Origin of the sequence: Prevotellamassilia timonensis (assembly GCF_021531665.1) — a bacterium.
In the GTDB taxonomy this organism is placed as follows: Bacteria; Bacteroidota; Bacteroidia; order Bacteroidales; family Bacteroidaceae; genus Alloprevotella.
This window is the reverse complement of record NZ_JADYUH010000048.1, coordinates 1-21,569: the sequence shown is the minus strand read 5'-3', so window position 1 is coordinate 21,569 and position 21,569 is coordinate 1. Positions and strand designations below refer to the sequence as shown.

Sequence of the window (21,569 nt, the reverse complement as noted above, 5' to 3'; positions counted from 1 at the left end):
AGCCGAGCCCTACTAATTGCCCAAAACTTGCATCACAGCCACGCCCGCAGGTGCGGTGCCTGCTGGAAGCTAAGACATGCTCTCTAGAGTGTAAATGCCAATCATTTCTTAGTTCGTTAGAGCGCGTTGATGTGTGTAGAATATGCCAAGAACTTCAAAAGACAATGGCGGTTATAGCCACGGGGCACACCTCTTCCCATTCCGAACAGAGCAGTTAAGCCCGTGCGCGCCGATGGTACTGCATGAGAGTGTGGGAGAGTAGGTCGCCGCCAGCTTATAGGACAGCCTCCGATGAACCAGTTTCGTCGGAGGTTGTTTCCATCTTGTGCTTTTCGCTTGCGGATTTTCGCCGAGTTTTTTCGCAAGTTTTGAAAAGTTCGCAGATTGCGCTGCGAATTTTTCGCGGAGTTTTGAAAAGCTCGCGGATTTCGCGGCGAGTATTTAGCGGAGTTTTGAAAGGCTCGCAGATTTCGCAGATTTCGCAGATTTTGAAAAAGTCACAAAACGGGATGAACCTTTTTGTGACTGTTTATCGGGTAGCAGTAATCTAATAGTATGTAAACACAGGAGCAAAACCTGCGAGTGCTTTATCTGACTTCAATTTGTGAGCTCCCTGCGCCACCGGGTCTGGGGACGAGACGGATTTGGGGAGCGATTTGCTGACGAATCTGCTCTGTGTGACTGATGACGCCCACTTTTCGTCCCTGCGTGGTTTCAAGGTTCGAGAGCGTTGTCATGACAAGTTCAAGCGATTCGCGGTCCAAATTGCCGAAGCCTTCGTCAATGAAAAGGGAGCCGATGTGGAACGTGCCTGCCGAGAGCGATGCAAGTGCCAAAGCTAATGCCAGACTGACCACAAAGGTTTCGCCGCCTGAGAGCGAAGAAACGTGGCGATGCGTGTCAAGCATGTAGCGGTCAATGACCTCCAGTAAAAGTGTGCCGGGGCGATTGTAGAGTTCGTAGCGCGGAGCCAACGTTTCAAGGTGTCGGTTGGCGTGCATGACGAGGCGGTGGAAGGTGTGACTCTGAGCCAGTGTACGTAGTTTCTTCCCGTCTGCACTACCAAAGAGCGTGTTCAGACGTTCCCATTCGTGAGCGTTTTCTTCCGCTTTCTTCAACTCTCCTTCCATCTTCTCCGCCCGTTCTACGCAGGTTCGATGAAGCATGAGTCGGTTGCGACATGCTGCGAGTTGTGTTTCGGTCAGTGCTGACTCTTCGCGTGTTTTCTTCAGTTCTGCCTCCAAGGACGAAGCGGTGGAGCGGAAGGCTTCATCAAGGTGGTGAGGCATGGTTTCGAAGGGACAAACGTTTTCTGCTTGTAGGTCGCTGAGCATTTTGCGAGAGCGCGCCAGGCGACTTTCCGCCAGCAGTTTCTCTTCACGCAGTTTTTTCAGTTCGTTTCTCAACACTTTCCAGTCTCGAGAGTCGGTGAAGAGGTTGTCCAGTTCGGAGAACGAGAGAGGCGTGTGGTCGCCGTTGAAACGCAGGATGAGCGTGTCAAGTTCTCGGCGCAGTTGTTGCAATCGTTCTCGCGCATCGGAGTGGGCAGTGCGGAGATTCTCGCATCGTCCTGCCCAAAGGTCTTTGGAAGTCTGCGCTTTTTCGCATTCTGTGGCAGCGTGATGCTCTTCGGTGCGTGCATTTTCGATGGCTGCGGTGAGTCGTGTGGCTTCTGACTGCGGGTTTCCGTCGCCGAAGAGATGTTGCAACTCTTCTTCCTTCCGATGTATTTCTTCGCGAACTCCATCACGACTTTCGCGACAAGCAGTGACATGACTTTCTTCTTCCGTCACGCCTTGGCGAATGTTTTTTATTTCTTCACTGAGAATCGTTTCTGAGCGTACAGCTTCGTCAATGGCTGCGCAAGTGTGCATCCAGTCTTCGTGGAGACGTGTGAGGCGTAGTCGCAGGCCGTCCGCATTGTTTTTCCATTCCGTGAACCAGCCGGAGAGCGTAATCATCTCGTCAAGGTCAGTGTAGAGTTGTGAGCAGGAGCGGTCGGAAATGTGGATGATTTGCTGAAGGTCCTCAAGTGATGCCTTGGCGATTTTGTCTTCCGTGCGAAGTTTGCTCAGCAGTGTGTCTTCGCGGTCCATGACGTCATCCAGTGATGCAATCTGTTCGTTCAGTCCGTTGATTTGTTGCTGGTGGAAGTTGAAGGTCTCCAGTTCACGTGCTGCCTCTTCCGACTCGCGAGAAATGCTAGCCAAGAGGAGTTCTATGGTCATGCGACGTGCGTCGCGGTTCACGGTGGGCGAACAGTCTGCGAATGACGGGTCAAGGTGGATGCAGTCCTGCCATTCCGCCACATCAGCCTCCTGCCGGCGCTTCAGTTCTTCCCAAGCACGGTGTTCGCTCTCCAGGCGGGCACGAGATGCGGCAATGTCTTCGCCCGCTGCAGCGAGGTCGGCACGCTGCTTTTCCACCTTCTCCCGCATGGTCTCATAGTCCTTGGACAGGTTGTTCAAGAGTTCGCCCAGATGCTGTTCGGTTTCGGTGTGGTAGGGGTGGTGCGTGCCGCCGCAGACGGGGCATGCTGTTCCTTCCTTCAGTTGTCGGCGAAGGCGCACGATGTTCTCCGAACTGCTGAGCGTGTAGGCGGTGGAGATATGGGAGAATGCTTCCTCTCCCGCCTTCAGTTCCAAGGTCAGCCTGTCGCGTCGCTGCAGGTGGCGAGTCAGTTCGTTCTCTTCGCGTTTGCAGAGCGCCTGCTTCTCGTCAAGGGCAGCATAGCCCTCCGAAATATGTTTCCAAATGACAGCGGCGCGTTTCAGTGCATCCAATTTGTTCTTCCCCGAGGCGGCGCGCTGCTGAAGTTGTGCTGAGTCTCGTCCACTGTTGCTTTGACGATGGATGAGGAGTTCGCTTTTCAGTGCATTCAACCGTCCTTCGTTTTCGTGACGAGTCTTCTCTGCCTTTTCAATGCGTTCTTTGAGGTCTTGTCGGCGGCGTTGGAGTTCCGCTTGCTTTTTGTGGCTCTCCGCATTGCGCATGCTTTCCGAGTAGAGCAGCGAGAGTTTGTCCTTGATGAGGTCAAACTTCTCGTACATCAGTCGGTGCACGGAAAGCGATTGTTTGTGGAGTTTCCGATTCTCCATTTCCTTCCTCACGGTCTCCAACTGCTCTGTTTTTGCAGCGAGCGCGTTGTGACGTTTTTCAAGATTTGCTTTCGCCGCCGTGAGTTGTGTTTCCGCTTTTTCGAGTTGGGTGCGTGCGGCAGAAATCTCACCTGTCAGTGTGTGTCCTCTGTCAATGGCAGGTTGTCGGATTTGCAGTTGTCGTTCTGCATCAGTGGTTCGTTCGTGGAGTACGTCACGCCGCGTTGCCAGTGTCTTTAAATTTTGTTCTGCCAACACCAGCTGCTTGGTGGCGTCCGTTTCTTTCTCTTTGAAGGATTGGATGTCCTTTTGACGCATGGTGATTTCGCGATAGAGTGGTTGCATGTCAGCCACTGCATCGTAGCGTTCCAACTCGAGTTCCTCTTTCCGTCGTGCCACACAGGCTTTGGTGGCTTCCGCGTATTGAGTTTCGTGTTGCGTCACCATCGCTGCCGTTTCTTGGAAGCGATTCATCCAGTCTGTCTGTCGCTCCAGAAGTGTCTGTCGTTCGCGGCTCATTTCAAGGCGGGAAGAAAGCAGTCGTTCGCGCTCCTCTTCTTCTTGCAGTTGCAGCGGTTCCATTCGGTCGTGGAGCACGCCTCGGCGTTCGCTTTCCAGTCGTGCCAGTTCCTCCGCTGCATCGCGATTCCCTTCAAAGATGTGACGTCCGATGGCACCATAGAGTTCCGTGCCTGTCAGTTTTTCCAAAAGCACCGCTTTGTCCGCTTGCTTCGCTCGGAGGAAGTTGGCAAAACTGTTCTGCGCCAAGAGGACGGTGCGTGTGAACTGCGCATAGTTCAATCCCACCGCCCGTTCAACTGCTTCCGCGAGGTCACACTTGTCAAACTGCTCTTTTCGCGGTGCGAGCATGGTCAGCGTTCTTTTTGGGGAGGAGAACTTACCGCCCGAAGTCACTTTGACGCTCCAAGTGGCCTCGTAGCGCTCTCCGCGTTCGTTGGAAAAGACCACTGCACAGCTTCCACTCTTGCGTCCACGACGTAGCAAGTTACAGACATTGCCTGCCTGCAGCGCCGGCGTGTCGGCAGCATCGGACGAGGCGTCAACCTTTCCGCTTCGTTCGGTTCCTTCAAAGCGTGGTGCTTTGTTGTAGAGCGCGAGGCAGATGGCGTCAAGAATGGTGGATTTTCCCGAACCGGTGTCGCCGGTGATGGCAAAGAGTGCTGCCGAGCGCAGTGGCTCCGCTGTGAAATCAATGACCTGCTCGCCTTCAATGGCGGTTAGGTTGTTCAGCGTGATTTTTTCTATGTTCATTTAGAAGGTCTAAAAGGGTCAAGAGGTCTAAAAGGTCAAAAGGGACGGCGTGATGTCCGTTCATCCGTCCACTCCGCCAATTTCATGGTCAAAAAAGGTGAGCGTTTTTTCAAGGCGTTTCGTCGTCTTCGCTTCCTTCTTCGCCTTGTTCCTGCAGTGCTCGTTCTGTGGCTTGAAGGAAACGGTCTTTCAAGGGTGTAGGCATGGTCTCGTCATAGCGTTCGGAGTAGATTCGCTGCGCCAAATCCAAAGGCGTGGTTTCTTCAATGACGAGCCCACGAACATCATCGTTGGCTGTCTTTTTTTCGTTGGGAAGGCGGCGAAGCACCCGACAAAAGCGCACGTCTTTCTCTTCCAACGCCGCCAGCAGGTCGTGCATCAACCAAGGTTCTGGTTGTTCTTCCCGTATTTTCAACTCAACGTATGGAGCAGCGTCGGAGCAGACTCCGTCACGTCGGGCGGGGAGTTTCTCAATGGCACTGAACACCTCATCCACCGAAGCAGCGTCTCCACTCTCGGGAATGGAGATAAGGGTGCGAAGCGGGGAATATGGGATATGTTCCACTTGGACTTCGCCATCGGCATCAATTTCCACCCAGTTCACTCCGCGCCGATAGTGCAATTCAGAGAAAGAGAGCGGTAGCGGGCTTCCCGAATAGCAAACCATCGTCTCGCCGCCCACGGTTTGCGGTTTGTGAATATGTCCCAGTGCAGCATAACTCACCTGCTTCCCCACCACATTGACATTGACCGCCTCTTGTCCTCCAATGACGATTCGTTCAGAGTGTTCCACCGCGCAGATTTCCGCCCCAGAGGCATAGAAGTGGGCAGCCACGATGACGGGAAGACCTTTGAAATCGCTCTTGGCTTGTGCCTTAGCCATTCCTTTGAAGAAAAGGCGCAGTGCTTCTTCGGGCGACGTGCCCGGTGGGCAGTCGGTGGTGCGAAGGAAGGGCAGGGTGTGACAGACGCAGACCGCCTCATTGCTGTCAAGGGTGGCGAGAGGTAGCAGGTGCTCGGTGAAGTCGGGCTCGCCATTGTCCTTGCGCCGCACCGTACCTCTCACATAGACATTGTGGCTCTTCAGCAGTGCAGCCGGGGCTTCAAGACGGCTTCCCGAATCGTGATTTCCCGCAATGAGCACAATCTGCAGTCCTTGAACGCGAGAGGTGGCTTCAAGGAGGAAGTCGTAGAGCATGGCTTCTGCGCGGGCAGAGGGATTAGGGGTGTCAAAAATATCTCCGGCAACAATCAACGCATCGGGGCGCCGGGTGGAGATGAGGTCAAGCAGATGCTTCAGAAAATGATGATGTTCCTCCGAGCGGTCGTGTCCGTGGAACGTGTTTCCAAGATGCCAGTCTGCTGTGTGTATGAATTTCATTGGCGAATTTCTTTGTTTCTTTTGCTCAGATGGAAGGCAAAGTTACAGATTCGGTGGCTATAATGAATAAATATGTCATAAAGAAAAATGCACAACGACCGTAATTTCGTACTTTTGCAAGCCAAGGATTCCGAACCGGAGTCAAAACATAAGCTTTCAAAAAAGACTGACACTATGAAAGAAAGTTGGAAAAGCAAAGGGTACGCGGACGAGCCGGTGCCCGAAGGAGTGAATCTGAAAGAAGCCATCCGTGAGCTTTGCAAAGAAAAGAATGCCATCATTTTGGCACACTACTATACCGAGGGCGACGTGCAAGACGTGGCGGACTTCGTGGGCGACAGCCTCGGACTGGCGCGACAGGCAGCCAAGACCGATGCCCGCCTCATCGTCATGTGTGGTGTCCACTTCATGGGCGAGACGAACGCCATCCTTTGTCCTGGCAAGAAAGTGGTGGTGCCTGACTTGAATGCCACCTGCTCGCTCGCCGAAAGTTGTCCCGCTGATGCGTTCAAAAAGTTCGTGGAAGCACACCCGGGTCACACCGTCGTGTCCTACGTCAACACTTCGGCTGCCGTCAAGGCACTGACCGATGTGGTTGTCACCTCCGGCAATGCGCGGCGCATCATTGAATCGCTGCCCAAGGACGAGAAGATAATCTTCGGTCCGGACCGCAACCTGGGAAACTATCTGAACTCCGTTTGCGGCAGAAACATGGTGCTTTGGGACGGTGCCTGCCATGTTCACGAACGCTTCTCCGTTGAGAAGTTGGTGGAACTGAAGCGCAGTCACCCTGATGCCAAAGTGTTGGTGCATCCCGAGTGTCGCGGTGCTGTTGTGAAACTCGCCGATGTGGTCGGTTCCACCGCCGCTTTGCTGGACTATGCTTGTCAGTCTCCTTCCTCCACCTTCTTGGTGGTGACCGAGAGCGGCATTCTCCATGAGATGCAGAAGCGCTGTCCGGACAAAACGTTCATTCCCGTGCCTCCCGATGATGCCGGCTGTGCCTGCAACGAGTGTCAATACATGCGCCTCTGCACCCTCCCGAAAGTCTATAACGCATTAAAATATGAGTGGCCCGAAATCACCGTGGATGAGGACGTGGCTCGCGAAGCCGTGAAACCCATCGAACGAATGCTGTCACTCAGTTGATTCCCTCAAGAACATGTCAGAAAGAATAAGTGCTCGCGTGAACAGTTTGCGCGAATGGATGCGTCGGCAGACGCCCCAAATTGATGCCTATGTCATTCCGACTGCTGATGCTCACGGCAGTGAGTACATTGCTGCCCATTGGCAGAGTCGCGAATGGCTGACCGGTTTCACCGGCAGTGCCGGACTTGCGGTGGTGACGCAGACCGAAGCCGCGCTTTGGACCGACTCGCGCTATTGGCTGCAAGCGGAAGAAGAACTGCGCGACACTCCCTTCCGACTGATGCGCGATGGCGATGCCGGCGTGCCCTCTCCCGTCGAATGGCTGTGCGAGCAGGTCTCCGAGCGTCCTTACCGTGTGGCGGCTCCTGCCGACGTGCTCTCCCAAGCTGAGGCAGAGGAACTTCGCCAGAGCGGTTTGGAACTCTGCCTGACGCTCCCCGATGCGTTTGATGCCATTTGGGAAGACCGTCCTGCTTTGCCCGCTGAAACGATTGACATTCAACTTCTGCAGTGGGCAGGCGTTTCCGTGAAGGACAAGCTGGCACAGGCGGCGACTTTGCTGAGAGAGAAAGTGGGCACGGAGAAAGACTATCTCATCCACGACCTCTCCGACATCGCCTGGTTGCTGAATTTGCGAGGACGCGACATTCCTTATAATCCCGTTTTCGTCGCCTTCCTCCTCTTTCTCAACCGCGACAACCGTTTTGTTCTCTTCACTCACGGCGAGACACTGACCGAGGCTGCCCGAGAACAACTCCAAGAAGCCGGTGTGGAAGTGAAACCCTATGTCACTGCTTCTCAAAACGTCCATGTCGCCACCACTGTCTTCTCCCCTTCTGCCACCTTTGCTTTTGATTTGACTCGTGCTGCCGGTTTCGTCGCCTCACCGTTTGAGAGGCTGCGTGCCGTGAAGAACGATGCAGAACGCGATGGCTTCCGTGAAGCCATGTTGCGTGATGGTGTGGCTCTTGTGCGTTTTCTCCGTGAGTGGGAAAGTCGCCGTGCTGCCGGCGAGGCGCTATCAGAAATGGACGCTGACCGCATCCTCACCGTCTGCCGCGCCGCACAGCCCGGTTTCGAACAACTCAGTTTCCCCACCATCGCCGGCTACGGTCCACACGGCGCCATCGTACACTATGAAGCCGAGCCCGCCACCGCAGCCACCGTGGAGGCTCGCAGTCTTCTCCTCTTGGACAGCGGTGCCCAGTTTGATTGTGGCACGACTGACATCACCCGCACCCTCTCCTGCGGGGAACTGACACGTGAGGAGCGGGAGGTCTATACGCTTGTGCTCAAAGGTCACCTCGCCCTCGCCGCCCTCTCCTTCCCGGAGGGCACCTGCGGTTTGCAACTTGACCTTGCCGCCCGCAGTCCGCTTTGGAAAGCAGGTCTCGACTTCGGTCACGGCACCGGTCACGGAGTTGGCTCTCACCTCTGTGTTCACGAAGGTCCGCATCAGATTCGCAAGAACCCGCGAGCCTGCACCCAGGTTCCTTTCGTTGAAGGCATGACCATCACCGATGAACCGGGGGTCTATGTGGCAGGAAAGTTTGGCGTTCGCATCGAGAACATCTTGCTCACCGTCTTCGACCGCGAAACCGAATTTGGACGTTTCCTTCGCTTTGAGACGCTGACGCTCTGCCCCTACGACCTCTCTGCGCTTGCTCCGGACTTGCTGACGGTAGAAGAGGTGGCACAGTTGAACGCCTACCATGCTCGTGTTCGCTCTCTCCTGCTGCCGCGTCTCACCGACGAAGCAGACCGCGACTGGCTCGTTCGTGCCACACAACCCCTCGTCCCATAATCCCAAGAAAATCTATTTGACTATATTCCTTTATATATATGGAAACAACCAGACAACAGAAAATCTCTCGTCTCATTCAGAAAGAACTGAGCGACATGTTTCAGAAAGAAACTCAGTCCTTCCGCGGCGTGTTGGTCTCCGTTAGTGCCGTGCGCATCAGCCCCGATCTCAGCGTTGCCCGTGGCTATCTGAGCATCTTCCCCTCCGAGCGCGCCGAAGAGATTCTGAAGAACATCAACACCAACGCCCGCACCCTGCGCTTTGAACTCGGCAAACGCGTGCGCCACCAGTTGCGCATCATTCCCGAGTTGAAGTTTTTCATTGACGATACGTTGGACTATCTCGACCACATCGACGCTCTCCTCGCGGAAGGTGGCTCCTCTGAGAAGAGCCCTGCCGCACCGACGGAGGAATAAACTTTTGGATTCTTATGGCTCACGGTGCTCTCCCCTTCTTTGTGGCGCGTCGCTATCTGTTTTCCCGCAAGCGAATCAGTGCCATCAATCTCGTCTCCGCCATTTCCGTGGTCGGAGTCGCCTTCGGCACGGCAGCCCTTCTCTGCACCCTTTCCGTCTTCAACGGTTTCCACGATTTGATTGGCAGCCTCTACACCGCCTTCGACCCGGAAGTGAAGATTGTGGCAGCGAAGGGCAAGTCTTTTGCCGCCGATGACCCCGCCTTGGAGGCTGTGCGACGACTGCCGGAGGTGGAAGCTGCCTCCGCGAGCTACACTGACAATGCGCTCATCCTCTTCCGCGGCAATCCACAGGTCATTACGCTCAAAGGCGTGGACGACCACTTTGAGCGAGTCACCGGCATTCGCTCCATTCTCTATCCCGAAAATGGGACTTATCAACTTGAGAGCGCAGGGTTGAGCTACGGCATTCCCGGCATCGGACTGGCTTCCATGATGGGTTCTGTGGATTATGGCTCCATCCAAATCTGCGCTCCGACTCGGGGAGAGCGCATCAACCTCGCCAATCCCGCCGCGAGTTTCAATGCCGAGGACCTATACTCCTCCGGCGTTTGCTTTGCTGTCAGTCAGAAGCAGTATGACGAGGCTTACATGATTGCGCCACTTGCCTTCGCCCAGCGTCTCTTTGAACACGAAGGCACATTGACCTCACTGGAACTTAAACTCAAACCCTCTGCCGACCCCGAACAGGCGCTACGGCGCATCCGTCAAACGCTCGGTTCCGGCTTCAAAGCGTTGAACCGCGCCGAGCAGCAGGAAGACACTTTCAACGTCATGAACATCGAGAAGACGATGGCATATTTCTTTCTCACGTTCATCCTCCTCGTTGCTTGCTTCAACATTGTCGGCACGGTCTCGATGTTGATGATTGACAAGCGCGCCGATGTCGTCACACTGCGCAGCCTCGGTGCGGACGAAGGTTTGATTTTCCGCATTTTCCTCTGTGAGGGAAGCATGATTTCCTTCCTCGGTGCTGTCGCCGGCACCCTGCTCGGCTTGCTGATTTGCTATCTCCAGCAAACCTTCGGGCTTCTCAGCCTCGGCGGCTCTTCGGGCAACTTCATCATCGACGCCTATCCCGTCAGCATCCACCCCTCCGACGTGGTCATTGTCTTCTTCACCGTCTTGATTGTCGGCTTCCTCGCCGTGCTCTATCCTGTGAAATATCTCACCCGCCGCTTTCTCTGACCCGCGGCGGGTTGTTTGGATTCTTGCGAGGGAGTGTACATCATGGTATAGCCGCCGCGCTATTTTCGGACATTCTTAAAGACCATTTTATGGGGCGTTCTAAAAATTAGGTTGAGTTGATTTTTGATTTCTTAGAGATGAACTTTTGTCAGTTGAGGAAGGAGCATAGCGGGCTATGTGACTGACGAAACTTACAAAAGGGCGCGCTAAGAAACGAAAAGCAACCAAAACGTAAGTACTTTCTTTTGAACGTTCCTTATCCCGTAATTTATAGAACACCCCTTATGCGAACCGTCATGATTGTCGGCGCGAGTTCCGGTTTGGGACGTGCGCTTGCCGAACACTATTTGCGCCAAGGACATCGCGTGGCTTTGGCAGCCCGTCGCACGGAACTTTTGGAAGAACTCGCTCGTGCCGTGCCCTCTGCCGTTCCTCCCGTAGTGGAGCGCCTGGACGTTTGTGAACCGTCTGAGGCTGTTGCCGCACTGAAACGCATGGCGGATGCCCTTGGCGGACACATAGACCTTTATCTCCACTGCTCCGGCATCGGTCGCATGACGCCCGAGATTCGTTTTGAGGACGAATTACCGATGCTCTCCACAAACGTCACCGGTTGGACAGCCTGCGTGGATTGGGCATTCCGTCATTTTTTGCGTCAAGGCAGTGGCACTTTGGCAGCCATCACCTCCTTTGCTGCCAACCGCGGTCTTGGTCCTGCGCCGGCTTATTCTGCCTCCAAGGCGTTTCAGGCGCACTATCTTGAAGCCCTGCGTCAGCACGCTGCCGTCCACGGTGCAAAGGAGGTGCGCATCGTTGATTTGCGTCCGGGCTTTGTGGACACTCCCCTGCTTGCCCATCCCGAACGTCTCTTCTGGGTGCTTTCCGTGGAGAAAGCCGTGTGCCACATTGTTCGTGCCGTGGAGGCGGGTTGTCCCGTCTGCACGCTGAGCCGTCGCTGGCGCTGGTTTGCCCCCATGCTTCGCCTCGCCCCGCGCTGGCTGATTGTCCGTGTGCTGAGAAAAGCAAAAACTTGCGCCTGTTGAAAACGAAACTCGGCACCTCCGGCTTTTGTGCCACCCTGCAAATGCAGAATGTGGAGATTGGACATGAACGCCTTTTTCTTTTCTTGGCATTCGAAATGGCTTTGTTTTTGGCTGGTTTGTTCCGAGTTCGCCTCCGCTGCAGTCAATAACCGAGTTTTTTCTCATCTCTCAAAAAAAGAAGTCTTAATTTTGTAACCGATTTCGCGGCTTTTGCGAGCATCTGTTTTGTTTGCAGCGCCGTCATCATTCGTTTCACTGCAACAAAACCTCGTTCGCTCATGAAAATCCCTGTCATCAACGGTTCTCACCACGACCTCCCCGCCTATGCCACGCCGGACAGTGCCGGCATGGACCTTCGCGCCAATCTCGATGCTCCCGTCACCCTTCGTCCGCTGGAACGCAAATTGATTCCGACCGGTCTTCGCATCGCTCTCCCGCAAGGCTTTGAAGCCCAGGTGCGTCCCCGTTCGGGCATGGCGTTGAAATGGGGAATCGGCGTTCTGAACTCGCCGGGCACCATTGATGCTGACTATCGCGGCGAGATTGGTGTCATTCTCGTGAACCTCTCTGCCGAGGACTTTGTCGTGAACGACGGAGACCGCATCGCGCAAATGGTCATTGCCCGCCACGAACGCGCCGAGTGGGAACTCGCCCATGCTTTGGACGAAACAGAACGCGGCGAGGGAGGTTTCGGTCACTCCGGGAAAGAGTGAAAACGGAACGACAGTCTTTATTTATCTATATCGTTTACCTTATACCTTTAGTCTCATTTCATTTTTGACAGACACCGTGTTCTCCCGTCTCCTTCCTTTCTTCCTTTGCCTTGTGGCTGCACTGTGTGTGGGATGCAGTTCCCCGCGTCCGGCTGCCTCCTCCGCCCCTTCCGCGGAGAAGTCCTTGTCGGCTTCGATGGAAAAGAAGGAACGTCCCCGCCGTTTCAACGAACTTTTTCTTGAATCCGTTCGGCAGAAAGAACTGGAACGCATCGACGCCCAGTTCGAACTGCTCGAGGCAGCACTGAAAATCTGCCCCGATGCCCCTGAGGCGCTCTACGAAATGGCTCTCATCAAGCTCACGGGAACCGTCTATTCTGACACCTTGTCAAGGACTGAGGGAGACTCCATGCTTCAACTTGCGGTGAGACTTGAGCCCGAAAACCTTTCCTACAAAAAGACGCTGGGAACCTATCTTGCCAACATGACACGCTTCCGCGAAGCCATTGCTCTCTATGAAGAAATTGCCGACGTGGAAGACGAAGCGGAGAACTTGGGCATGCTCATTTGGCTCTACAAACAAAACGGTGACTACACCGGCGTGATTCGAACCATCGAACGGCTGGAACAGAAGGAGGGAAAGAGTGAGATGCTGAGTCTCGAAAAGTTCCAGACCTACATTGCCATGAACGACAACAGCCGCGCTTTCCAAACCATCGAGGAACTCTGTGCGGAATATCCGCTCGACCTGCGCTACCGCGTGCTGCTTGGTGACCTCTATGACCAACATGGCTTCCACGAAAGAGCACTGGACACCTACCTCGATGTGCTCGCCACAGAACCCGACAACAGTTATGCGCAGATTTCGCTTTTGGCATACTACAAGGCGGCGCAAGCGGATTCTCTCTATCTCAACCTGCTCAAGCGCGTCGTGTTGAATCCACGAACCGAAAGCGACGCACGAGTTGAAGCGCTCCGAACCTACACCATTGACAACATTCAGTCCGGGGGGGACAGCGAGCCCGTTTTGGCGCTCCTTGACTCCGCCATCGCCATGCCGCGACAGGCGGCGGAGGTGGCGAGACTGAAGGTCTATTACTGCATGCAGAAAGCACTTCCCGTAGAGTATTTTTTCGAGGCCCTCCAACAAGACTTAGAACTGGAGCCGGACTACACGCCGACGCGAATGTCCCTTCTGCAAATGCAACTGTCAAATGAGAACCTCCAGGAGGCACTTCAACTCTGCCGTGACGGTTTGCTCTATGAACCCTCGGAGGTGGTTTTCTACTACTACGAAGCCTCCATCCTCTACAGACTCGGCGAAGACGACGAAGCCATCAAAGTCCTGCAGCGCGGCGTGCTCCGAATTGATGACACTGCAGACCCCGAAACGGCATCCGACCTCCACGCGCTGCTGGCTGACATCCTCTGCAGCAAGAAACTCTATGAAGAAGCCTATGCCGCCTACGACCGAGCCATTGAACTCAATCCCAACAACCTGCTCTGTCTGAACAACTACGCCTATTTCCTCTCCCAACAGAACACGCAACTGGAGAAGGCACTGAAGATGAGCAAAAAAACCATTGAAGCGGAGCCCGAAAACGCCACCTATCTTGACACCTACGCTTGGATTCTTTTCGTGTCAAAGAAATATGATGAAGCGAAAACCTTCATCGACCGAACCCTTCAGCATGCTGAACTCAACAGCGAGAACTACACGCTTTTTGACCATGCCGGCGACATCTACTTTCACATTGGGGAACGCACCCAAGCAGTGGATTTCTGGAAGAAAGCGCTTTCCGTCTGCCCCGACGCAGTCGATGCCCGTAAAATCAGACGGAAAATCCGATACAGACGTCCCTAATATTCCTTCCCGAATTGCATGCAAAACTACATTGAAGAGCACTCCACACCACCCGACGAATGGCTCCACGAACTCTGGCGAGCCACTCATCTGCACCTCCTCCGACCCCGCATGGCAAGCGGTCCGGTGCAGGGGCAACTGCTGCGAATGCTGATGCAGATGATACGTCCTCAGACGGTCGTGGAAATAGGCACCTACTCCGGCTATTCCGCCCTGGCGATGGCGTCGGGCATGGAGAAGAACAGCCGACTCATCACGTTCGAGGTGAACGACGAACAGGAGGTGTTCACCCGCCCGTGGCTGGAAAATGCCCCCTACGCTGTGCGCCCCGAAATGTGCATCGGCGACGTCTTCCAACTCCTGCCGCCCATGAACCTCAGCATCGACGTCGCCTTCATCGACGCGGATAAACGCCAATATTCCGACTACTATCATCTCATCCGTCGTTTCACTCATTCCGGCTCCTACATCCTTGCCGACAACACGCTCTGGGACGGTCACGTCATTGAAACTTCCTACGATTGCGACCCGCAAACTCGTGGCATCAAAGCCTTCAACGACCTTGTGGCGGAAGACCCCGACGTCGAACAAGTCATCCTCTCCGAACGTGACGGACTGAGTGTCATTCGGGTGAAATGACGTCCACATGTTTTTCTCTTCGTCATCTGTCTGACGTACTTTTCACCTTCCTTGTTCCCTGTCCCCATGAAACGTCTCTTCTCTCTCTTTCTCTTTGCGTCGCTCCTCCTGCACGCCTCTGGCGAAAAGACCCGTTTCCAAGAGGCGGAGCAACTGCGAAACGCTGCACAATTTCAACTTGAGAGTGGCGATGAAGTGGAGGCGCAGCGGAAAATGCTTCACGCCCTAGACCTCTTCCGAAAACTGAAAAACACGGAGGTGAAGCAGTCGCTCTGCCTCTACTCCCTTTGCATCAGTCATTTCAACCAGCGCAATTTGAAAGCCATGGCGATGCACCTCGCCGAGATGAAAGAACTGGCAGAACGTCATCCCAAGAACAAATATGTGAACTATGACTACCTCTCCGTCCTTGCTGCCTATGAGTGCGCACTCCACGAAGAGCATCCCTCCGACTCGCTTCGCCAATCTTTCATGACCCACTTCAAGCAAGCCATTGTGCGACAGGAGCAAATGACATGGAAAGAAATGACGGAGCATAAGGTGAATCCCATGTACAACTACGTGAACGTCGCCACGCTCTACGACCTCTCCTTTGATCCGCCCCTCATCGACTCCATGCAGTGCTACATTCACAAGGCTTTGGACGTGGACGGCAAGCCCTGGGGCATTCCCTCCGACCACACCGAGGGGCGAATCTCTGCGTTGGATTTGCAGGCTTGGATATATCTCTATCACAAGGACTACGTTCGGGCGGAGAAACAGGAACAGGAGGTGCTGAGGCTGATTGACAGCATCGCCGCCGTCAAAAAGAACACGGTGGTGACGGAGCGAGGCGAGGCTTATGACTTCTTCGTCACGCTCTATGAAGAAATGGGGCAGACCGACAAGGCTCTTCACTTTCAGAAATTGAAAACAGAATGGGTGGCACAACGTTTTCAGATTGAAAAAACACGGGCGATTCAGGAGATTGAAACGCGCCACGAAACCGCTGAAAAGAAAAGGGACATCCGTGAACTCCACCGGAAGAATCAGAACTTACTCGTGCTTTGCGTGGGTTTGTTCATCCTTCTCGTTCTCCTCGTCGTGCTGGTCATCATCGGACGCCGACTCCGCGAGCAGCGGCTTTACACCGAGGCACTGACCTCCGAGGCAAAGGAAGCCTCCGCTCACGCTTCCTTGCAACTCCTCGCTGACACGCTCGGTACGGACAAGGTGAACCTTGCCGAAGCCCACCTTCTCATGCAGAAAGCTGTGAAACCGCTCACCATTGTGGACAAGAAATACCTTCTCTGCTTCCTTCAGGGAGAGGATGTCAAAACCATAGCCGCACGCTTTCATGTCGAACCCGCTTCCGTCTATACCGTGCGCTACCGTATGAAAAAGAAATTCCCCAAAAACGAAAACCTCCCGTTCTGAAAGACGAACAATGATAAAGCAAAAACGGCGGGTTTCTCAAAACGAAACTTCGCAAAAAGCACCGATTTAACACCGTCACCTTGGTGACACCCCGGTGACACCCCGCCACCGTGCGCAAAACGTAAGTTCTGCGACTGTCAAATGATTGTCGAGGAATGAAAAATCGGCGCGCAAGAAAAAGAGTGCTGACAGTCTGTTTGCGCAGACTGTCAGCACTTACTCGATTTGAGGGAGTTTACGCCACTCCGGTGACGACATGTAATGATTCCGGATGGCAAGGAGTCTATCCGACTCGGCTTCCGGGCGCGACCTTTCTGTCAAGCGTGAGGAGAGAAAGAGATTCATCGCTGTCCACCGCGGAGAGAATCATTCCTTGGCTTTCGACGCCGCAGACGGTGCGGGGAGCGAGGTTCGCAATGAAGCAGACCTGTTTGCCGACGAGCGTGGCGGGGTCATAGTGCAAAGCAATTCCGCTCACGATGGTGCGGTTCTCCAATCCGTCGGCAAGTTCAAACTTTAGGAGTTTCTTGCTCTTCTTTACTTTCTCGCAGGAGAGGACGGTGCCGACGCGGATGTCAAGTTTCTCAAAGTCCTCAAAAGGAATGGTCGGCAGCACGGGTTCTGCACGATAGGCGGCAGCCTCGCGTTCCTTCTTCTTGTCCTCCAGTTTCTTCACTTGTGCTTCAACCACAGCATCTTCGATTTTTTCGAAGAGCAGTTCGGGCTTTCCGAGTTGATGTCCGGCGGGCAGGAGGTCTGTGCTGCCAAGACGGTCCCATTGCACTTCGCCGAGTCCGAGCATGTCACGGAGTTTCTGAGAAGAGAAGGGGAGGAAAGGTTCAAAGGCGATGGCGAGGTTGGCGACGAGTTGGAGAGAAAGGTGGAGGATGGTTTTCACGCGCTCCGGGTCAGTTTTGATGACTTTCCAGGGTTCGGAGTCGGCAAGATATTTGTTGCCGATGCGTGCGAGGTTCATCGCCTCTTTCTGTGCGTCGCGGAAGCGGAAGTTTTCCAGGAGCCGTTCCACTTCGGCTTTCACTCCGGCAAATTCCGCGATGGTTTCGCGATCGTAGTCCGTCAGTTCGCCGGCAGCGGGCACGACGCCTTCATAGTATTTCTGAGTCAGTTGCAGTGCGCGGTTCACGAAGTTTCCATAGACCGCCACGAGTTCATTGTTGTTGCGTGCCTGGAAGTCCTTCCACGTGAAATTGTTGTCCTTTGTCTCCGGTGCGTTGGCAGTGAGGACGTAGCGCAGGACGTCTTGTTTTCCGGGGAGTTCGCGGAGATATTCGTCAAGCCAGACGGCGTGGTCGCGGGAGGTGGAAATCTTGTCGTCTTCAAGATTCAGGAACTCATTGGCGGGCACGTTGTCGGGCAGGATGTAGGAGCCTTCCGCCTTGAGCATGGCGGGGAAGACGATGCAGTGGAAGACGATGTTGTCCTTGCCGATGAAATGGACGAGTCTCGTTTCGGGGTCCTTCCACCACTTTTCCCAGTCGTTGGGCAGGATTTCTTTTGTGTTGGAGATATAGCCGATGGGCGCATCAAACCAAACGTAGAGCACTTTTCCGTCGGCTCCTTCCACGGGCACGGGGATTCCCCAGTCAAGGTCTCGACTGACGGCTCGCGGTTGCAGTCCCATGTCGAACCATGATTTGCATTGTCCGAGCACGTTGGAGCGCCATTCCGGGTGGTCTTTGAGAATCCACTTCTCGAGCCATTCCTGGTGGCGGTCAAGGGGCAGATACCAGTGCTTAGTCTTTCTCAGAACGGGTTTTGCTCCGCTGACGGTGCTTCGGGGATTGATGAGTTCAGTGGGCGAGAGGGCAGTGCCACATTTCTCGCACTGGTCGCCGTAGGCACCTTCCGCGTGGCAGTGCGGGCATTCGCCGGTGATGTATCGGTCGGCGAGGAAGGTCTGTGCCTCTTCGTCATAGTATTGTTCGCTTTCTTTCTCAATGAACTCTCCTTTGTCATAGAGTTTGCGGAAGAAGTCCGACGCAGTTTGTCGGTGCACTTCGGAGGTGGTTCGTCCGTAGTTGTCGAAAGAGATTCCGAACTCTTGGAAGGATTCTTTGATGACTTTGTCATAGCGGTCCACGACCTGTTGGGGTGTGCATCCCTCTTTGCGCGCTCTGATGGTGACGGGCACGCCGTGTTCGTCAGAACCACAGATGAAGAGCACTTCGCGTTTTTTCAAGCGGAGATAGCGCACGTAGATGTCGGCGGGGACGTAAACTCCCGCAAGGTGTCCGATGTGGATGCCGCCGTTGGCGTAGGGCAGCGCGGCGGTCACGGTGGTGCGCTTGAAAGAAGTGTTTGACATATATATAAGGAGTATGAAATAGAAAAAATCAAATCTAAAGTCTCAAAATGCTCACTCCTCTTTTCGTTTTGAGAAAAACAAAGCCCTCAAGTTTTCATTAAAGGCTTTGGGAGAGTGATTATTGGCGGCAAAGTTAGTAACTTTGCGCCCGCAAAACAAAGATACACAAAATTTTCTATGCAGGACATTCGCAACATTGCCATCATCGCCCACGTTGACCACGGCAAGACAACACTTGTTGACAAGATGTTGCTTGCCGGTAATTTGTTCAGAAAGAACCAAAACGCAGGGGAACTCATCCTTGACAACAACGACTTGGAGCGAGAGCGTGGAATCACCATCCTTTCAAAGAATGTGTCCATCCGCTATGGCGAAACCAAGATAAACATCATCGACACCCCGGGACACTCCGACTTCGGAGGCGAGGTGGAACGCGTTCTCAACATGGCGGACGGCTGTCTCCTTCTCGTCGATGCCTTTGAAGGTCCCATGCCGCAGACACGTTTCGTGTTGCAAAAAGCACTTGAAATCGGACTGAAGCCCATCGTCGTTGTCAACAAAGTCGATAAACCCAACTGCCGACCCGAAGAGGTCTATGAAATGGTCTTTGATCTCATGTGCGACCTCAACGCCACCGAGGACCAACTTGATTTCCCCGTGGTCTATGGCTCCGCAAAGAACGGGTGGATGGGAGAAGACTACAATCAGCCGACCGAAAACATCGACTATCTCCTTCAAAAAATCATTGAGGTCATTCCTGCCCCGAAACAGTTTGAAGGAACGCCGCAGTTGCTCATCACTTCTCTTGACTATTCCAACTATACGGGACGCATCGCCGTCGGACGCGTGCACCGCGGCACCATCACCGAGGGAATGAAGTGCACCATTGCTCACCGCGACGGCACGTTCGAGAAAACGCAAATCAAAGAGGTCCACACCTTTGAGGGCATGACGCGAAGCCGCACACAGTCCGTCTCCTGTGGCGACATCTGCGCCATCGTCGGTCTGGAACGCTTTGAAATCGGCGACACCATTTGCGACTTTGAGAATCCGGAACCGCTTCCGCCCATCGCCATTGATGAGCCCACCATGTCCATGCTCTTTGCCATCAACGACTCCCCCTTCTTTGGCAAGGAAGGCAAGTTCTGCACCTCCCGTCACATCAACGACCGTCTTGAAAAGGAACTTGAGAAAGACTTGGCGCTGCGCGTCAGCCGCACCACCGGCGGAGACAGTTGGATTGTCAGCGGTCGCGGCGTCCTGCACCTTTCCATCCTCATTGAGACCATGCGCCGCGAGGGCTACGAACTTCAGGTCGGACAGCCGCAAGTCATCTACAAAGAAATTGACGGGCAGCGCTGCGAACCGATGGAAGAACTCACCATCAACGTTCCCGAGGAATTTTCTTCCAAGATGATTGACCTCGTCACCCGCCGAAAGGGAGAACTGACTTCCATGCAGAGTCTCGGCGAACGTGTTGACATTGAGTTCCTCATCCCTTCCCGCGGCATCATCGGACTGCGAACCAACGTCCTCACTGCGTCTCAGGGTGAAGCCATCATGGCGCACCGCTTCATGGAATATCAACCCTACAAGGGGGACTTGCAACGTCGTCAAAACGGCTCGATGGTTTCGCTCGAAGGAGGTACGGCTTTCGCCTACGCCATCGACCACCTGCAAGACCGCGGACGCTTCTTCATCTCTCCGCAGGATGAAGTCTATGCCGGTCAGGTCGTCGGCGAACACGTCCATGAGAACGACCTCGTCGTCAATGTCACCAAGGCAAAGCAACTCACCAACATGCGTGCCTCCGGTGCGGACGAAAAAGCGCGCATCATTCCGCCCACCATCTTCTCGTTGGAAGAGGCGTTGGAATATATCAAGGAAGACGAATACGTGGAAGTGACGCCGAAGTCCATGCGTATGCGCAAAATCATCCTTGACCACCTCGCTCGCAAACGCGCCGCCAGAGACTGAGACACGGTGCGAACCGCATGGCTTCTGTCAATGAGCGGGATTTGGAAGACGAAGGGAAGAATACCTTCGCAGCAGCAAACCGCTTTTCCCGATTTTCTGTAATAAACTCATAAAGGCGGTGTGTCAAATCATAAATTTTGACACACCGCCTTTGAAGGTGCGTCAGAATGGCTAAGATGCAAGGCGCTGAGGATGAGGGCGCAGGGAGTGTACTGAAGTACATGACCAAGCCCGAATCCGATAGTAACGAAGCAGATTGGCTATTATGACACACCTTACTCATTGTGTTGGCGGCTTACAGCAAAACTTGTGCCACGATGCCCAAAAGGGAACGCAGAAAAAAATGTGAAATAGGCTTCGCGCGCGAGACGCGCGTATTCACCTTTCAAGCCTATACGTTTTTCAAGGGTACATGCATTTCCTTCAAACCCTACACAGTTCGGATTTAAAGTCTGATAATCAAAGGGGTTAGGTGTGTAGGGTTTGATCTGCAGATTCTACACAAAACCCTACATTGTGTAGGGTTTCGCGGTGGAGTGTGTAGGGTCGTGGTGAAGCAAAAATATAAATGTAGGATTAGGCGGAAATATGCAAAAACGCGGTTTTCATCCTACATTTTTGCTCTTTGAGGGAATCTCGCTGAGAAAAGTTTTGCCTACTCGGCGCGCAGTTTTACTTAGGGGAAGGCAAATTAAAATTTGAGGAAGGCAAATTAAAATTTGAGGAAGGCAAATTAAAATTTGAAGAAGGCAAATTTTAACCGGGTGCGCTCCTAATTTTTCTTAGGTGCGCTCCCAGTTTTTCTTAGGTGCGCTCCTAATTTTTCTTAGGTGCGCTCCCAGTTTTTCTTATGTGCGCTCCTAATTTTTCCCGGGTGCGCTCCCAGTTTTTCTTATGTGCGCTCCTAATTTTTCCCGGGTGCGCTCCCAGTTTTTCTTAGGTGCGCTCCTAATTTTTCCCGGGTGCGCTCCCAGCAAGAAATGTTTCTCCATTAATGCCCATTAATTGTCTCGTTAATCGAAGAGTCAAAGAGACAAAGAGTCAAAGAGTCAAAGAGACAAAAAGACAAAAAGACAAAAAGACAAAGAGACAAAGGGACTAAGAGTCAAAGAGACAAAGTGATAAAGAGAAAAAGGGGCAAAGACAAAAATCAAGAAAACCCCTTGAAGAGTATGGCGGCTGCGCCGCTGCTGTGATGCTTCCGTTTTGGTCTTATAAGAGCAA

14 protein-coding genes and 1 rRNA gene are annotated in these 21,569 nt (G+C 53.7%); 12 read left to right on the top strand and 3 right to left on the bottom strand.

What is annotated here, in order from left to right:
- The first annotated feature begins 163 nt into the window (after positions 1-163).
- A 5S ribosomal RNA gene (rrf, locus tag I6E40_RS08260) occupies positions 164-275 on the top strand.
- A 312-nt stretch (positions 276-587) separates the two neighbouring features.
- Here the strand turns inward: rrf and I6E40_RS08255 are convergent.
- Both I6E40_RS08255 and I6E40_RS08250 read right to left on the bottom strand, forming a co-directional pair.
- Positions 588-4,370, bottom strand: a complete 3,783-nt coding sequence (locus tag I6E40_RS08255) for an AAA family ATPase (RefSeq protein WP_235386569.1) — start codon at positions 4,368-4,370, stop codon at positions 588-590.
- A gap of 109 nt (positions 4,371-4,479) precedes the next feature.
- Complete coding sequence (locus I6E40_RS08250) at positions 4,480-5,751, bottom strand: exonuclease SbcCD subunit D (protein ID WP_235386568.1); 1,272 nt, start codon at positions 5,749-5,751, stop codon at positions 4,480-4,482.
- Positions 5,752-5,925: 174 nt separating this feature from the next.
- On the opposite strand from I6E40_RS08250, the gene nadA reads away from it, so the two are divergent.
- From nadA to I6E40_RS08200, 10 genes are all read left to right on the top strand, one after another.
- Complete coding sequence (gene nadA / locus I6E40_RS08245) at positions 5,926-6,900, top strand: quinolinate synthase NadA (RefSeq protein WP_235386567.1); 975 nt, start codon at positions 5,926-5,928, stop codon at positions 6,898-6,900.
- Between the two features lie 13 nt (positions 6,901-6,913).
- The gene (locus I6E40_RS08240) at positions 6,914-8,704 is read left to right on the top strand and encodes an aminopeptidase P family protein (RefSeq protein WP_235386566.1); all 1,791 of its coding nucleotides are present in this window, start codon (positions 6,914-6,916) and stop codon (positions 8,702-8,704) included.
- Between the two features lie 38 nt (positions 8,705-8,742).
- Entirely contained in the window at positions 8,743-9,120 is a 378-nt protein-coding gene (gene rbfA, locus I6E40_RS08235) for a 30S ribosome-binding factor RbfA (protein WP_235386565.1), read from the top strand.
- A 14-nt stretch (positions 9,121-9,134) separates the two neighbouring features.
- On the top strand, positions 9,135-10,367 hold the full coding sequence (locus tag I6E40_RS08230; RefSeq protein WP_235386564.1) for an FtsX-like permease family protein: 1,233 nt from the start codon (positions 9,135-9,137) through the stop codon (positions 10,365-10,367).
- A 284-nt stretch (positions 10,368-10,651) separates the two neighbouring features.
- A complete protein-coding gene (locus I6E40_RS08225; RefSeq protein WP_235386563.1) occupies positions 10,652-11,410 on the top strand; it encodes an SDR family NAD(P)-dependent oxidoreductase in 759 nt (252 codons plus the stop codon).
- On the top strand, positions 11,407-11,559 hold the full coding sequence (locus I6E40_RS08220) for a hypothetical protein (protein WP_235386562.1): 153 nt from the start codon (positions 11,407-11,409) through the stop codon (positions 11,557-11,559). The genes I6E40_RS08225 and I6E40_RS08220 overlap by 4 nt, the downstream gene beginning before the upstream one ends.
- Before the next feature lie 129 nt (positions 11,560-11,688).
- The gene (gene dut, locus I6E40_RS08215; protein ID WP_235386561.1) at positions 11,689-12,123 is read left to right on the top strand and encodes a dUTP diphosphatase; all 435 of its coding nucleotides are present in this window, start codon (positions 11,689-11,691) and stop codon (positions 12,121-12,123) included.
- A 76-nt stretch (positions 12,124-12,199) separates the two neighbouring features.
- A complete protein-coding gene (locus tag I6E40_RS11025) occupies positions 12,200-13,987 on the top strand; it encodes a tetratricopeptide repeat protein (RefSeq protein WP_235386560.1) in 1,788 nt (595 codons plus the stop codon).
- A gap of 18 nt (positions 13,988-14,005) precedes the next feature.
- On the top strand, positions 14,006-14,626 hold the full coding sequence (locus I6E40_RS08205) for an O-methyltransferase (RefSeq protein WP_235386559.1): 621 nt from the start codon (positions 14,006-14,008) through the stop codon (positions 14,624-14,626).
- Positions 14,627-14,692: 66 nt separating this feature from the next.
- A complete protein-coding gene (locus tag I6E40_RS08200) occupies positions 14,693-16,042 on the top strand; it encodes a hypothetical protein (protein WP_235386558.1) in 1,350 nt (449 codons plus the stop codon).
- Positions 16,043-16,325: 283 nt separating this feature from the next.
- Here I6E40_RS08200 and metG read toward each other — a convergent pair whose 3' ends face one another.
- Complete coding sequence (gene metG, locus I6E40_RS08195; protein ID WP_235386557.1) at positions 16,326-18,368, bottom strand: methionine--tRNA ligase; 2,043 nt, start codon at positions 18,366-18,368, stop codon at positions 16,326-16,328.
- A 177-nt stretch (positions 18,369-18,545) separates the two neighbouring features.
- Here metG and typA point away from each other — a divergent pair, with 177 nt between their 5' ends.
- Positions 18,546-20,345 (top strand): translational GTPase TypA, encoded by a 1,800-nt coding sequence (gene typA / locus I6E40_RS08190; protein WP_235386556.1) that lies wholly within the window; start codon positions 18,546-18,548, stop codon positions 20,343-20,345.
- Positions 20,346-21,569 lie beyond the last annotated feature (1,224 nt).

Bases quoted from the DNA above. Each gene is read 5' to 3' on its own strand.
- I6E40_RS08255 (WP_235386569.1), bottom strand. From the start codon at position 4,370: ATGAACATAGAAAAAATCACGCTGAACAACCTAACCGCCATTGAAGGC.
- I6E40_RS08250 (WP_235386568.1), bottom strand. From the start codon at position 5,751: ATGAAATTCATACACACAGCAGACTGGCATCTTGGAAACACGTTCCAC.
- nadA (WP_235386567.1), top strand. From the start codon at position 5,926: ATGAAAGAAAGTTGGAAAAGCAAAGGGTACGCGGACGAGCCGGTGCCC.
- I6E40_RS08240 (WP_235386566.1), top strand. From the start codon at position 6,914: ATGTCAGAAAGAATAAGTGCTCGCGTGAACAGTTTGCGCGAATGGATG.
- rbfA (WP_235386565.1), top strand. From the start codon at position 8,743: ATGGAAACAACCAGACAACAGAAAATCTCTCGTCTCATTCAGAAAGAA.
- I6E40_RS08230 (WP_235386564.1), top strand. From the start codon at position 9,135: ATGGCTCACGGTGCTCTCCCCTTCTTTGTGGCGCGTCGCTATCTGTTT.
- I6E40_RS08225 (WP_235386563.1), top strand. From the start codon at position 10,652: ATGCGAACCGTCATGATTGTCGGCGCGAGTTCCGGTTTGGGACGTGCG.
- dut (WP_235386561.1), top strand. From the start codon at position 11,689: ATGAAAATCCCTGTCATCAACGGTTCTCACCACGACCTCCCCGCCTAT.
- I6E40_RS08205 (WP_235386559.1), top strand. From the start codon at position 14,006: ATGCAAAACTACATTGAAGAGCACTCCACACCACCCGACGAATGGCTC.
- I6E40_RS08200 (WP_235386558.1), top strand. From the start codon at position 14,693: ATGAAACGTCTCTTCTCTCTCTTTCTCTTTGCGTCGCTCCTCCTGCAC.
- metG (WP_235386557.1), bottom strand. From the start codon at position 18,368: ATGTCAAACACTTCTTTCAAGCGCACCACCGTGACCGCCGCGCTGCCC.
- typA (WP_235386556.1), top strand. From the start codon at position 18,546: ATGCAGGACATTCGCAACATTGCCATCATCGCCCACGTTGACCACGGC.